12 protein-coding genes are annotated in these 15,266 nt (G+C 27.3%); 6 read left to right on the top strand and 6 right to left on the bottom strand.

Annotated features, from left to right (window positions below; genetic code table 4):
• Positions 1-6: 6 nt before the first annotated feature.
• Entirely contained in the window at positions 7-801 is a 795-nt protein-coding gene (locus AAHM99_RS03750) for a TatD family hydrolase (protein WP_342275378.1), read from the top strand.
• Between the two features lie 30 nt (positions 802-831).
• Here the strand turns inward: AAHM99_RS03750 and mreB (AAHM99_RS03745) are convergent, their stop codons facing one another.
• Complete coding sequence (gene mreB / locus AAHM99_RS03745; RefSeq protein WP_342275377.1) at positions 832-1,893, bottom strand: rod shape-determining protein; 1,062 nt, start codon at positions 1,891-1,893, stop codon at positions 832-834.
• Positions 1,894-2,081: 188 nt separating this feature from the next.
• Between mreB (AAHM99_RS03745) and AAHM99_RS03740 the strand changes: the two genes are divergently transcribed.
• Both AAHM99_RS03740 and AAHM99_RS03735 read left to right on the top strand, forming a co-directional pair.
• A complete protein-coding gene (locus AAHM99_RS03740) occupies positions 2,082-3,485 on the top strand; it encodes an ISNCY family transposase (protein ID WP_342275037.1) in 1,404 nt (467 codons plus the stop codon).
• A gap of 178 nt (positions 3,486-3,663) precedes the next feature.
• Positions 3,664-5,067: an ISNCY family transposase gene (locus tag AAHM99_RS03735; RefSeq protein ID WP_342275037.1), complete on the top strand. Its 1,404-nt coding sequence runs from the start codon at positions 3,664-3,666 to the stop codon at positions 5,065-5,067.
• Positions 5,068-5,115: 48 nt separating this feature from the next.
• Here AAHM99_RS03735 and AAHM99_RS03730 read toward each other — a convergent pair whose 3' ends face one another.
• Together AAHM99_RS03730 and mreB (AAHM99_RS03725) are read right to left on the bottom strand one after the other, a co-directional pair.
• Positions 5,116-5,574 carry a hypothetical protein gene (locus AAHM99_RS03730; RefSeq protein WP_342275376.1) on the bottom strand — a complete coding sequence of 153 codons (459 nt, stop codon included), beginning with the start codon at positions 5,572-5,574 and terminating at the stop codon, positions 5,116-5,118.
• 177 nt (positions 5,575-5,751) lie between these two features.
• Positions 5,752-6,783, bottom strand: a complete 1,032-nt coding sequence (mreB, locus tag AAHM99_RS03725) for a rod shape-determining protein (protein WP_339029982.1) — start codon at positions 6,781-6,783, stop codon at positions 5,752-5,754.
• A gap of 286 nt (positions 6,784-7,069) precedes the next feature.
• On the opposite strand from mreB (AAHM99_RS03725), the gene AAHM99_RS03720 reads away from it, so the two are divergent.
• The 3 genes from AAHM99_RS03720 (at position 7,070) to AAHM99_RS03710 (ending at position 11,274) form a co-directional block, all read left to right on the top strand.
• A complete protein-coding gene (locus tag AAHM99_RS03720) occupies positions 7,070-7,852 on the top strand; it encodes a DeoR/GlpR family DNA-binding transcription regulator (protein ID WP_342275375.1) in 783 nt (260 codons plus the stop codon).
• The gene (locus AAHM99_RS03715) at positions 7,845-8,978 is read left to right on the top strand and encodes an SIS domain-containing protein (RefSeq protein ID WP_342275374.1); all 1,134 of its coding nucleotides are present in this window, start codon (positions 7,845-7,847) and stop codon (positions 8,976-8,978) included. The genes AAHM99_RS03720 and AAHM99_RS03715 overlap by 8 nt, the downstream gene beginning before the upstream one ends.
• Before the next feature lie 325 nt (positions 8,979-9,303).
• Positions 9,304-11,274 carry a PTS transporter subunit EIIC gene (locus AAHM99_RS03710; RefSeq protein ID WP_342275373.1) on the top strand — a complete coding sequence of 657 codons (1,971 nt, stop codon included), beginning with the start codon at positions 9,304-9,306 and terminating at the stop codon, positions 11,272-11,274.
• 42 nt (positions 11,275-11,316) lie between these two features.
• Here AAHM99_RS03710 and argS read toward each other — a convergent pair whose 3' ends face one another.
• From argS to mreB (AAHM99_RS03695), 3 genes are all read right to left on the bottom strand, one after another.
• Entirely contained in the window at positions 11,317-12,972 is a 1,656-nt protein-coding gene (gene argS / locus AAHM99_RS03705; RefSeq protein ID WP_342275372.1) for an arginine--tRNA ligase, read from the bottom strand.
• 75 nt (positions 12,973-13,047) lie between these two features.
• Positions 13,048-14,058 (bottom strand): rod shape-determining protein, encoded by a 1,011-nt coding sequence (locus AAHM99_RS03700; protein ID WP_342275371.1) that lies wholly within the window; start codon positions 14,056-14,058, stop codon positions 13,048-13,050.
• A gap of 118 nt (positions 14,059-14,176) precedes the next feature.
• Positions 14,177-15,220, bottom strand: coding sequence for a rod shape-determining protein (gene mreB / locus AAHM99_RS03695; protein ID WP_339029992.1), 1,044 nt, complete (start codon positions 15,218-15,220; stop codon positions 14,177-14,179).
• Positions 15,221-15,266: the final 46 nt, after the last annotated feature.

The raw sequence follows: 15,266 nt of genomic DNA, 5'->3' as shown, positions 1-15,266 counted from the left end.
TTAATTATGGCAGGTATATTTGATACACACACACACTTTAATGATGTTGTATATAAGGAACAAGAGATTGAAGTCTCTGAAATGATAAAAGATGCAAAAATAAATGGAGTATCTCATTTTTGTTGTGTAGGGTTTGATATTAATTCTTCTAAGGAGGCATGTAAGTATGCTTTAAAATACCCTAATGTTTATGCAGCAATTGGTATTCACCCTAATGATGTTTATAAATTTAAAAAAGAAGATCTACTAGAAATTGATGAAATGGCTCATAGTGATAATGTAGTTGCAATTGGAGAAGTAGGACTTGATTATTTTTATACAGATGAACATAAGGAAATTCAAAAAGAGTTTTTTAAAGAACAAATAAAAATTGCAAAGAAAAATGAACTAGTAGTTATGATGCATATTAGAGATAAGGATGACTCAGAACTAGCTTACTTAGATGCACTAGAAATTTTGGATAAACTTCAAGTTAAAAGAGCCATAGTCCATTGTTATACAAGAGGAATTGAGCTTGCAAAAAAATTTACTAAAAGAGGTTATCTAATATCAATACCAGGTGTTGTAACATTTAAAAATGCAACTAAACTTCATGAAACTGTGGAGAAGTTATCTTTAAATGAAATGATTGTAGAAACTGATGCACCATATTTAACTCCAGAACCCAAAAGAGGAAAATTAAATATGTCTAAAAATATAGCTTATACTATTGAAAAAATTGCAAATATTAAAAAGCTTAATAAAGCTGATATTATTGAGGCAACAACAAGTAATGCAATGAAGATATTTAAAATAGCATAAAAAAAATTGGTTTTATAAAACCAATTTTTTTTATGATAAATAAGATGTTTGACTACCTTTTTTAACATTTTTTGCGTTTTTACCGTAGTAATCGTTGTCAATTCTTTGATTAATAGTTTTTTCAAATACTTTTGAACCTTCAATAACTCCAGTTAGTGGATTTGGTGTTAAGTGACAAGGTACTGAGAAAATCCCATTAAAGTACTCTTTAATACCTCTAATTTTTGATCCACCACCACATATTGTAAATCCATTAGTAATTATATCTCCAGCTAATTCAGGTGGTGTATTTTCCATTAATTCAATTAGTAAGTCTGTAATTCTACTAAAAGCGTTAACTAAAACGTTTCTTATTTCTTCAGAACTAATAATAGCTTCTTTTGGTAATCCTGAAATAATATCTCTACCAAAAACAGACATAGTTCTTTCACCTTTATATTTTGCTAATGAACCTAATTCTTTTTTTACTTCTTCGGCAGTTTTATCACCAATTGTTACATTATATTCTGATCTGATGTATTTTTTTACTTCTTCGTTAAATGCATTTCCTGCAATTTTAATTGATCTAGAGATAATTATATCTCCAGCTGAAATAATTGCTATATCAGTAGTTCCTCCACCAATATCAATTACTATATTTCCTTTTGGAATTTCAATATTAATTCCTGCTCCTAAAGCTGCCATTTTTACTTCTTCTTCAACAATAACAATTTCAGCTCCCATATCGTAAGCAACTTGTTTTAAAGCTTCTCTTTCAAGTTCAGTTACTTCACTTGGACAAGCTAATAAAATAATTGAATTTTTTCATTCATTTAACATTTTTAACTTACTAAATACATGTTTTAACATATCTCTTGCAGCATCTAAATCTGTAATTACACCATCTCTAATTGGTATTTCCATTCTGATATTATCATTAGTTTTTCCAATTAAATTATATGCATCTTGACCTAATGCAACTAGTGTATTAGTTATATTGTCATATGCCATAATTGAAGGTTCGTCGTAAACTATACCTTGTCTTCCTACATAAGCCAATATGTTACTTGTTCCTAAATCCAATGCAATAAATGTACGTTCCTCTATTTTCATAAATACCTCCTATGTCATAAAGTTTGTAATATAATTATACCTTTTTTAATTACATAAAACAATATAGCTTTTACTTAATTGTAAATAACATATGATAATGTCTCAATGTATAACAAATAGAAATGTCCCAATATTTATATAAATATTGATATCCTCCAATTACAATTAAGTATTAGAGGTAACAAATTATGAAATTAAAAAGGAAATTAAGTTATATGGAGAATTTAAAATATAAAACAATTAAAAAAGTTATTTCTGGGGAAATAACAAAAATGAGAGCAGAGCAAATTCTTAACTGCACACGAAGAACAATTAATAGAAATATTAAAAGATTATCAAATGAAGGTATATCTGCATTTATACATAAAAACTGAGGTAAATTATCAAATAGATCTACACCCTATGAAATTGAACAAAAAATATTAAATTTGAGAAATGAAAAATATCATGACTATAATCTAGTTCATTTCAAAGAATCCTTAGAAGAATATGAAGATTTAAAAGTTAGTTACACTTACTTAAGAGATTTATTATTTAAAAATGAGGTTTACTCCCCTTATATGCACAGATCAACTAGAAAAGAATTAATTAGACAATTAAGACAAAAGTCCTTAGAAAATAAATTAACAAATAAGGAACAAGAGTTTTTTAAAGATAAGATTATTAGTTTAGAAGAATGTAGACCCATGCAAAATAGAAAGGAATATTTTGGAGAAAGAATTCAAACAGACGCATGTAGCCATAATTGAGTAACCAATGAAAAATGATCGCTACATGCTTTCATTGATGACTCAACAGGAAAAGTATTAGCAGGTTATTTTGATTATCAAGAAACATTATTTGGATATTATACAGCTACAAAACAAATGTTTCTAAATTATGGAACTCCTGAGGAAATACTTACAGATAAAAGAACAGTATTTTATTATAAGACAAAAGAAAAAGAGTCTACTGAAACAGACTCTAATATACAGTATGCCTTTACGTGTCAACAACTTGGAATTAAGCTAACAAGTACTAGTTGCGCGCAAACCAAAGGCAAGATTGAACGTCTTTGAGGTTCTTTTCAAAAACGACTTCCCCAAGAACTAAGACAATTCAATATCAAAACTATTGAGCAGGCCAATGATTACTTAATTAATGTTTTCATACCTAATTTTAATCACAAGTTCTCTACTCAAATTGATAATAACAAAAATAAAATGAAAATTTGAAATAAAAATACGGATATTAATTTTGTTTTAGCTAGAAGAGAAGAAAGACAAGTTCATAAAGGTGGAATAATTAAATATAAAACAAAAACATATTTAACATATGATGGATACGATATAACAACTTTTGCAAGTAAAACAAAATTACTAATAACTGAAACATATGATAATGAGCTCTATGCAAATTATACAGATAAGTTCTATAGATTAGTGGAAGTCAAAACTAAAAATACACCAGTTGGTCAGGTTAATGAAGTTAAAAAAACTGAGTCTAAAATTAAAAAACCTAGTGTTCCATCTAATCACTTTAGATATACAAATTATATTTACTTTTCTAAAACATGAAAGGAACAATATAAAAATCGTAGATTTACAGTTTAATAAATCTACGATTTTGAGACATTTTCATTTGTTATTGACATATAGCTTTTACTTAATTTTTAATATAATTGTAAATAACATATGATAATGTCTCAATGTATAACAAATAGAAATGTCCCAATATTTATATAAATATTGATATCCTCCAATTACAATTAAGTATTAGAGGTAACAAATTATGAAATTAAAAAGGAAATTAAGTTATATGGAGAATTTAAAATATAAAACAATTAAAAAAGTTATTTCTGGGGAAATAACAAAAATGAGAGCAGAGCAAATTCTTAACTGCACACGAAGAACAATTAATAGAAATATTAAAAGATTATCAAATGAAGGTATATCTGCATTTATACATAAAAACTGAGGTAAATTATCAAATAGATCTACACCCTATGAAATTGAACAAAAAATATTAAATTTGAGAAATGAAAAATATCATGACTATAATCTAGTTCATTTCAAAGAATCCTTAGAAGAATATGAAGATTTAAAAGTTAGTTACACTTACTTAAGAGATTTATTATTTAAAAATGAGGTTTACTCCCCTTATATGCACAGATCAACTAGAAAAGAATTAATTAGACAATTAAGACAAAAGTCCTTAGAAAATAAATTAACAAATAAGGAACAAGAGTTTTTTAAAGATAAGATTATTAGTTTAGAAGAATGTAGACCCATGCAAAATAGAAAGGAATATTTTGGAGAAAGAATTCAAACAGACGCATGTAGCCATAATTGAGTAACCAATGAAAAATGATCGCTACATGCTTTCATTGATGACTCAACAGGAAAAGTATTAGCAGGTTATTTTGATTATCAAGAAACATTATTTGGATATTATACAGCTACAAAACAAATGTTTCTAAATTATGGAACTCCTGAGGAAATACTTACAGATAAAAGAACAGTATTTTATTATAAGACAAAAGAAAAAGAGTCTACTGAAACAGACTCTAATATACAGTATGCCTTTACGTGTCAACAACTTGGAATTAAGCTAACAAGTACTAGTTGCGCGCAAACCAAAGGCAAGATTGAACGTCTTTGAGGTTCTTTTCAAAAACGACTTCCCCAAGAACTAAGACAATTCAATATCAAAACTATTGAGCAGGCCAATGATTACTTAATTAATGTTTTCATACCTAATTTTAATCACAAGTTCTCTACTCAAATTGATAATAACAAAAATAAAATGAAAATTTGAAATAAAAATACGGATATTAATTTTGTTTTAGCTAGAAGAGAAGAAAGACAAGTTCATAAAGGTGGAATAATTAAATATAAAACAAAAACATATTTAACATATGATGGATACGATATAACAACTTTTGCAAGTAAAACAAAATTACTAATAACTGAAACATATGATAATGAGCTCTATGCAAATTATACAGATAAGTTCTATAGATTAGTGGAAGTCAAAACTAAAAATACACCAGTTGGTCAGGTTAATGAAGTTAAAAAAACTGAGTCTAAAATTAAAAAACCTAGTGTTCCATCTAATCACTTTAGATATACAAATTATATTTACTTTTCTAAAACATGAAAGGAACAATATAAAAATCGTAGATTTACAGTTTAATAAATCTACGATTTTGAGACATTTTCATTTGTTATTGACATATAGCTTTTACTTAATTTTTAATATAATTGAATTTTGAGTTTTAATAAATAGTTGATAAGACTTCTCATTTTTTGGTAATTCTTTAAATTTAAATATACCTAAAAATTTATATCCTTTATAAATAAGATTGTCTTTAAATTTTGCAAATACTATTATATCGTCATTCTCTTTTTTCAATTTTTCATATCTTTTTATTTTCAATTCCTCTGATCCAGTATTATTGTACAAAGTTATTTCTTCTAGATTTTCTGAAGGAAATATTGCATATTTTTCTAATTTCATTACTTCTTCCTTCTTTTTTGTTTCAACAAAATTAATAAATCAAACACGACAATTATCATTGATTCTATTGTTGTTACCCTTAAGAATACTTTTATTGTTTATTGTAAAAAACTTAAATATAATTTCAGAAATTAATTCATAATACTCATTATTCTCTTCTATTTTTATAATGTGATTATCCATACTGTTTACCTCGTTCAAGATAAATTATGACATAATCTAAAATAAAAAAATTTTAATAATATGTATAAAAGTTATTAATCTTTTTCTATTTTAAAAATAAAAAATTTCCCTATTATATAACTTTGTGGAGAGTCATATAAGGGAAATGTTATTTTTATTATTTTAAATACTTAATAATTATCTACCAAGTATATCTTCATGTCATTTTTCGGCTTTAATAATTTCTCAGATTTCACTTTCGAATTTTTTAGTTCCGTTAATAACTGCTAATAATGGTTGTTCACCAATTTTTGTTGGTAATTGTAATGTATCTGCGAAGTATTTGTCGATTCCTTTAATTAGGGCTCCACCTCCACAAATTGTAATACCATTTCTAAAGATATCTCCTGCTAATTCAGGTGGTGTATCTTCTAAAACTTGTACTGTTAAGTCAATAATTCTTGATACTGGTACTTTTAGTACTTCACGTACTTCTTCTGGAGTAATTTCAATTTCTCTTGGTAATCCAGAAACAACATCACGTCCATAAACTTTCATACGTCTTTCATCTGGGAATTTTGCTAATGAACCAACGTTAACTTTAATTGATTCTGCTGTTTTTGATCCCACTTCTAATCCATATTGTGAACGAATAAATTTTTGACATTCATCATTTAAATAGTTTCCTGCAACTTTAACTGATTTTGAAAGAACTATATCTCCTGAAGCTAAAACAGCTATATCAGTAGTTCCTCCACCCATATCAACTATTAAGTTTCCTGTAGGAGCATAAATATTTACTCCTCCACCTAAAGCTGCCATTTTTACTTCTTCTTCAACAAATACTTGAGATGCTCCAAGGTTAACAGCAATTTTTTTAAGAGCTGTTTTTTCCAATTCAGTAATAACTGAAGGACATGCTAACAACATTATTGAATGTTTTAATTGTTTTGTAATTCTAAGTTTTGAAAATATATATCTTAACTGAGCTTCAGTAGCTCTAATATCAGTAATAACTCCGTCAACCATTGGTCTTACAACACGAATAGTTTTGTTTCCTTTACCTATCATTTTGTATGCTTCTTCACCTACAGCGATTATTTTGTTTTCTTTAATTCTGTAAGCTACTATTGATGGTTCGTTATAAACGATTCCTTGTCCAGCAATGTATACTAATGTATTAGCTGTTCCAAGGTCCATAGAAACGAATGTTGGTTTTTTATTTGCCATACCGTTTTCTCCTTTAATATTTCTAAATAAATGAATTATATATTTCTATTCAAAACTAGAATATATAATCTTTAACAATTCTACCATAAAAAAAGCAAAGTTGCAAACAAGACTTATTAGTACAATGCATATAAACTATTATTTAATTTATTATAAACTTTTTTTTCAAATTTTTAAAACTTTATATAAGGTAACCATAGATATTTTTTATATTTATACCTATTCAAATTATTTCAAATTATTTCAAACTATACCAATGGTGATACAATTAATTTGTGGAGGTTATATGCACAAATTAGAAAGAAAAGATATTTTGTTAAATAGAATTATAGAAAAAAATTTTATGTCTTCAAAGGATTTCTTTGATTATGCAGCGAGTGTAAATATTAATAAATCAACTGCTAGAAGAGATCTTAATGAATTGGAACAAGAAGAAAAAATAAGTTTAACTTTTGGGGGAATTATTTCAAGAGTTGAAAACATATACGAACCAGATAGAATGGGGAAGGTTCAAAAAGATCATTTTGAAAAAAATGTTATTGCAAAAGAGGCTGCAAAGTTTATTAAGAGTGATGAAATTATTTTTTGTTCTCCTGGAACAACTATTGAGAGATTTGTAAGAGAGATTAAAACAAAGGTTAAATTATTAGTTACAAACTCTTTTCCAGTTTTTTTAGAAGCATGGAAAAATAATAAAGTAATGGATGTGCTGTTACTTGGAGGAGTTTTTAAAGAAAAGTCTCAGGTATTTTATAGTCGTAGTACTAAAAAATACCTTGAAGGAATTAAGTTTTCTAAAATATTTTTTAGTTGCTTATCTTTAGATTTGGAAGGAAATATTTATGATGATTTTCTACCAGAAGTAGAGACAATAAGAGATGTTTTAAGAATAGCCAAAGGGAAAATTCTGCTTGTAGATTCATCAAAAATAAAGGATGAAGGAGTGGAAAAGGTTACTAATATAAAAGATATAGATTTTGTAATTACAGATGAAAAGAGTAAAGAAAAAATTGGAGATTCATTTCAAAATTTAAATATAATTTACTCTAATGGAGAAGAAAATGAGTAAAAATTTTAGAGAAGAAAAATTTAATACTGTTAAAGAGATTTTACAACAATCTCTTATATGAAAAAAAATAAATAAGGAAGTTGTTAAACAAATAGAGGTTTTTAAAGAGTATTTTGAAAAGTATAGGGACTACAAAATAGTATTTACTGGAGCTGGAACTAGTGAGTTTATAGGGCAAGCATTAAGTCCTTATTTCTATAAAAAAGGACTTAATGTATCATCAATAGCAACAACAGATATTGTTTCAAATCCCCTAAACTTTTTAAAAAAAGAGGAGAAAACTATTTTGATCTCTTTTGCAAGAAGTGGTAATTCACCAGAATCGATAGCTACTTTTAATATTGCTAATAAGTTAATAGATGAAATTCATCATTTAATTATAACTTGTAATGAAAAGGGAGAATTGGCAAAAATAGGAAAAGAAAGTAAAAATGCAAAAGTATTTTTACTACCAAGAGAATCAAATGATAAAGGTTTTGCTATGACATCAAGTTATTCTGGAATGCTTTTGGCAGCTTTTTTAATATTAGAAATTATATTAAAAACAAGTAATGAAATTAATATTAAAAAATTATGTAATGATTTTGAGAAAAACTTAAGTCTTATTGATTCAAGTATTCAAAATATTAAACTAGATGAAAATGATAGAGTTGTTTATTTAGGAAGTTCAGAATTTAAGGGTTTTTCAAAGGAAGCTCATTTGAAACTATTAGAATTAACGCAAGGAAAAATACCATGTTTTTATGATGGAATATTAGCATTTAGACATGGTCCAAAATCAATAATAAATAATAATACAACAGTTATTATTCTTATGAGTAAAAATAAATATGCAAGAAAGTATGAAATTGATTTATTAAAAGAGATTGCTTTAGAAAAAGTTGTTAAAAATCTAATAGTTCTTGATAATACAAATTCTGATGAGATAAAAAAATATTCTGATAATGTATTGAATTTTGAAAATGAAGATTTGAATGAAATTTTTATTGGCTTAAATTATATATTGTTTGCTCAAATTTTATCTTTAAGTACATCTATCAAATTAAATATTAATCCAGATAATCCATGTCCATCAGGTGAAGTTAATCGTGTTGTTAAGGGAGTATTAATTCATGAGCTATTCTAATTAGTGAACTTAACTAAAATAGCTTTGCTAATAGGAATGATTTTATCTTTAATTTTAATTATTGCCGTAATAGTATATTTAATTATTCACTATAAAAATAGAAATCCTCAATTGACAGTGAAACCTAGGGGGGAAATGTTTCAATTATTTAAAGGGTGAATGATTGTATTTTGTATTTTTTTTATTACTCTTGTTTTTATTTTTTGTTTCTCAATGTTTATAGTTGAAATGACTAAATAATGAAACTTTATCTCAAATTATTCCAAAAAAAGTGAAAATTTCTCATTTAAAAAGTTTTTCTTATAATTTTATATAGAGAATATAAGTGAGAAAGGAAAAAGAAAAAATGAATACAGTTTCAAAAGAAACAAAAATGAAGAAAGAAAAAAATTTTGATAAGACTAAAAAAAATAACTTTTTTAGTAACTTATTGATAAAACTACAAGGTCTTGGTAAATCCTTGATGTATCCAATTGCATTATTGCCATTTGCAGCTCTACTTAATAGATTTGGCTCTTTAGCTATGGAATTAAATAGTGATGCTCAATATAATGTTGGTTGGTGAATTGGATTTATTATACAAAAACCTGGTGCAACAATTTTTGATCAATTACCATTATTATTTGCAATAGGAACCGCTTTTGGTCTATCAAAGGACCAGCGTGGTGAAGCAGCTTTAGTGGGAGCGGCATTTTATCTTATACTAGTAGCATTTCTTGCTGAAGGTGGATTGCCAAAGTTATTTTATGATAAAGTAGTAACATTTGATTTCTATAAGGAATCAGAGGGAAATAAGGAATTAGCAGGTGCTCTTTCAGGGCTATTCTATGTACCAAAATATGGAATGATTAATCAGAAGCTAGAAATTATTGGTGGAACATATATTTTGAATATTGGTGTATTAGGCGGAATAGTAGCAGGATGCTTATCAGCTTGATCTTACAATAAATTTAAAGGAATTAAATTACCCCAAGCTCTTTCATTCTTTGGAGGAAGAAGATTTGTACCTATGGTTATAATGGTAGCATCTCTACCAGTAGCATTCTTATTTGCAATACTTTGACCATGATTTCAATATGGTTTAGTATCATTTGGTAAATTAGTATCCTCTGGTGATTCTTGAGCAGTTCCAGGAGCATTCTTATATGCTCTATTAAATAGGATTGTTCAACCCACAGGATTACATCATATTGTAAATACATTCTTGTGATTCCAAATGCCAATTGAAGGTCAAATTGTTGACTTTTCAGGAAGTATTGTTTTATTTAACAATATGAATGAATCCCCATTAATTGGTGAAAATGGTATATTGGATTCAAAGGCTATTGAGACAATTTTACAACCAATATCAAATTACTTTTTAGGGGGAGTTACCATTACTAATGATAACTTCAAAGAGTTTTTTAACATTAAAATGTCTGGATTACCTGATGGTGTATTAATGAATAATGTTGATGGAATAACAAGTTTTACAATTTTTGGAGATATTAATGCTTTCCAAAAATCTATGGTCTCAGGGAATTTTCAGACAGGATTTTTCCCAATGTTTTGAGGAGGACTACCAGGGGCAGCATTAGCTATGATAATGTGTTCTAAAAAAGAAAAAAGAAAAGAGGTAACAACTTTCTTAGCAGGGGTTGCATTTGTAGCAGCTTTAACAGGAATTGATGAACCTTTAGTTTTCTCATTTATTTTTGTGGGACCCATTCTTTGAATGGTAAATGCACTATATACCTCAATTTTTGCAGCTATTGCTATTGCAATGCATATGCATATTGGTTTTGGATTTAGTGGTGGTCTTATTGATTATATAATCTCATTCCCTAATGCTTGAGGAATGAGTAAATATGAAGGAATGGTAAATGGTAAAATGTATGGAGTAACATCAAATCCACTTTGAATGTTTGTTTTGGCTGGATTGGCTTTCCCTGCATATTACTTTACATTTAGTATTTTAATTAAAAAACTTGATATTAAAACTCCTGGTCGTGAAGAAGAAGGAGATGCAGTACCTTTACTTCAAAAAGGTAAAAATAATAAGACAAATCAAAAATATGAAATGATGGCTAAAGGTATTATTGATATTGTAAAAGTAGAAAATATTGTAAAAGTAGAAAATTGCAGTACTAGACTAAGGTTAACCGTTAAGGATAATAAATCTGGAATTGATGATAAAGATTTAAAGGCCTTAGGAATATATGGTATTAAAAGACTTGGTAATCAAGGCCTTCAACTTATAATTGGTACTGATGTCGAACACGTTGCAGATATTGTTCAAGAAATGATAAAAACTTAAAAAATAAAAACATCCAGCTATTTTTAAATAACTGGATGTTTTTTACATGCTATTTTTAACATCAATTCCTATTAAATTAAATGCATTTGATAATACTTGATAAACTGATTTTATTAATAAAACTCTTTGATTTGTTAAACTAATATTTTCATCATCCAATATTTTTGTTTCTGCATAATAAGAATGAAAATATTTTGATAGTGATTGTATAAAGTCACAAATTATATTAGGAAGTCTAGAGCTTGCTGAGTATTCAAGTATTGAGTTAAAGCTATCTAATAAGATTATAATTTCTTTTTCTTTTTGATTTTCAAATTCAATAGACTTATTTATTTCTAGTTTTAAGTTTTTAAAACTAGAAATAATTTTATTACATCTTGCTGTGGCATATTGTGCATAATAGACTGGATTAGTTGAATTTTTCTCTAGAGCTAAGTCTAAATCAAAATCCATATGACTAGAAGGGGTTTTAGAAACCAATGTGTATCTAATACAATCCTTTCCAACCATTTCCAAAAGATCTATTAATCAAACAGCAGTGCCTTTTCTTTTTGACATTTTATATTCTTGTCCATCTTTCATTAAACGAACCATTTGAATCATATCAATATCAATAAGGTTAAAGTCATATCCCAATAAAGCAAGACCTGCTTTTAATCTTGTTATATAACCATGATGATCTCCACCTCAAAAATTAATATACTTATTAGCTTTTGTTCTATCAATTCTATCACTGTGTGATGCTATATCTGGAGTTATATATGTAAAACTTCCGTCACCTTTTTTAAGAACTCTATCTTTATCGTCACCAAATTCAGTTGTTTTAAGTCATAAAGCATTGTCTTTTTCATATGTTGCGCCAAGTTCATTGTATTTTTTTATTATTTTATTAATTGAGTTATTTTCATACATCTTTGCCTCACTTGAGAAGTGATTGATTGTAACTCCTAAACTGTTCATTTGATTTTTAATTTCTTTCATAAAAAAGACAATTGATTTTTGCTTGAATAAATTATTAACTTCTTCATTATCAATTTTATTATTTACTATTGAGATATCTTTAAATTTATCCTTATATTCATTTATAAAAATCTGAGCAATCTCTTTATACATTTCCCCACCATAAATCTCTTCGGGTTTATCAACACTAAGTCCTTGCATTTCCTTATAATGATAAAAAAGGGTTGCTGCAGATATATTAATTTGATTACCTGCGTCATTAACATAATATTCTGTTTCAACATCATAACCTGCAAATCTCAAAATTCTTGCAACAGAGTCTCCAATAGAACCATTTCTTGCATGGCCAACATGCAAATATCCAGTTGGATTAGCAGAAACAATTTCTAGATTATATTTTTTTCCCTTAGATTTTGATTTACCAAAATTATGACCTTCTTTTATTACCATTTTAATTACTTCATTTAAAAGAGAATTATTTATTCTAAAATTTATAAAACCGGGTTTTATAAATTCAACGTTTTCAAAAATTTCATTATCTTTAACTTCTTCAACAATTAATTGTGCTAGTTCTATTGGATTTAGCTTATTTAATTTAGAGTTAATTAATGCAAAATTTGTTGCAAAATCAGCATTTTGAATTAACTTAGGTCTTTCAATTAAAATATCTCCCTTTAAATTGAGTTTTTTTATTGCTTTTTCCATAACATCTCTAATTTTATTTATTAATATATTCATAATTTCCTCTAAGTTCTATAGTCTTATTTTATAAAAAAAAATAAGACTTTGTCTTATTAATAAAAAATATTATTACTAACCCATTGCTTCTATAATATCAAATGTTTTTTCTTTATGCATTATAGCGCCTTCAATAGTTGCTGTTGCAGCATTTTTTGCAACAATTACTGGAATTTCGAAAAAGTTTTCGAAGAATAATTTTACACCAGGTATTCTTGAAAGACCTCCAGTAATAATTAAACCATTCTTTATTATATCTCCAGCTATTTCACTTTGAGTTTCTTCAAGAAGTGAAGTGATTGTATTAGTTATATTTCCAAATACTGACAAAATAAGTTTAGATATATCTTTATCTTGAACTTCAATTTCTCTTGGTCTTGCTGAGTTTAAGTCGTAACCATATGCTTTTGTTTTTAAAGGTTCCTTATTTTTTAGAACTGAACCTACAGCAATTTTAATTGCCTCAGCAGTAACATCTCCAATTAAAATACCTTCTTTTGTTTTTAGAGTTTTTATAATTTCTTGATCAATTGCTTCTCCACAAGCCTTTGTTCATTTATAATTTATTGTTTCTCCATTATTAACTAAACCTATTGTTGCTTTTCCTGCTCCAAGCTCTAAACACATATATGAATCTGAACCATAGATGTTGTATCCTGCTCCAAGTAATGCCAATTTAATATCATCTTCAATAATTACATGAGAAACCCCAAGAGATTTAATTGATTCAATAAGAGCTCTTCTTTCGATATCACTCATACTAATAGGACAAGCTACAGTAACAACTGAGTTTTTTACTTCTTCTTCATATTTTAAAAGAATATTTGATAAAAATTGTTTTAATAAATTCATATCAGTTAAAATCCCGCGTTTTAAAAGACTTTTAATTTGCATTGCTCCACTTAATTTACCTACAAACTTTTTTGTAGCATCCCCAATTGAGATTACTTTTTTAGTTTTATAGTCAATAGCTATTAAACTAGCTTCATTAAAAACCATTCCTAATTTTTCAATAAAGATTCTAGTTTTGCTTGTTCCAATGTCTATTGCAATATGTCTTTTTGTTCTTAAACTTGCTCTCCCCACAATGGTTACCTCACTTTTTTACTATATATTTAGTTTAAACATTTTTCTTTAAATAATCTAGTGTTTATTAAATAAAATAAACAAATAAAAAAGGAAGATTCATTCTCTTCCTTATTTATTATTTTATGTTATATTCTCTTGAATCACGTATTTCAATAATTTCTAATCATTTTTCTGCTTGTTTTTCGTATTCTTTAGTACCTTCAATAACTGTTAGTAATGGATCTTGAGCTTTAGTTACTTTTAATTGGAAAATTGATTCAAAGTAAGTATCAATTCCTCTAATTAAAGCTCCTCCTCCACATATAGTAATACCATTTCTAATGATATCTCCAGCTAATTCAGCTGGTGTGTTTTCCATAACTTCAACAATTAGGTCTGTTATTTTTGAAAATGGTGCTAATAAAGCATTTTTTACTTCATCTGGTGAGATAACAACTTCTCTTGGTAATCCAGAGATAACGTCACGTCCGAATGCACGGAATGTACGTCCATTATCTATTTTTGTTAATGCTCCAATTTCAACTTTGATTTTTTCAGCAGTTTTAATTCCGATTAAAACGTTATATTCAGCACGAATATATTTTCTAATTTCTTCATCTAAATGATTTCCAGCAACTTTAATTGATCTTGAAATAATAATATCTCCTGCTGAAATAATTGCTATATCAGTAGTTCCTCCACCAATGTCAACAACTAAGTGACCACTAGCGATAGAAATATTAATTCCAGCTCCGATTGCTGATAATTTAACTTCTTCTTCAACAAGAACATGTCTTGCTCCCATATCTGAGACAACTTGTTTTAATGCACTTCTCTCTAATTCAGTAACTCCTGAAGGGCAGGCAAGAACTACTAATGCATGTTTTAAGATGTCTGATAATTTAATACGTGAAAAGATTATTTTAATTAAATCTTTAGCTGCGTCAAGGTCTGCTATAACTCCATCAACTAATGGAACTACCATTCTAATATCATCGTTTGTTTTTCCGATCATTTCGTATGCTGCTTCACCTGAAGCAATAACAGTGTTTGTGTGAACGTCGTATGCCATTGTTGAAGGCTCATTATAAATGATACCTTGTCCACCTAGATAAGCAACAACGTTAGCTGTTCCTAAATCTAAAGCAACGAATTCTCTTTTACGATCTCATGATGCCATATTTATTTCCTCCTTTATAAGAAAAAAACCCTTCGTGTATAATTAT

It is taken from the genome of Spiroplasma endosymbiont of Cantharis lateralis (genome assembly GCF_964030855.1).
In the GTDB taxonomy this organism is placed as follows: domain Bacteria; phylum Bacillota_I; class Bacilli_A; order Mycoplasmatales; family Mycoplasmataceae; genus Spiroplasma_A.
This window is presented reverse-complemented; position numbering and strand designations above follow the sequence as displayed.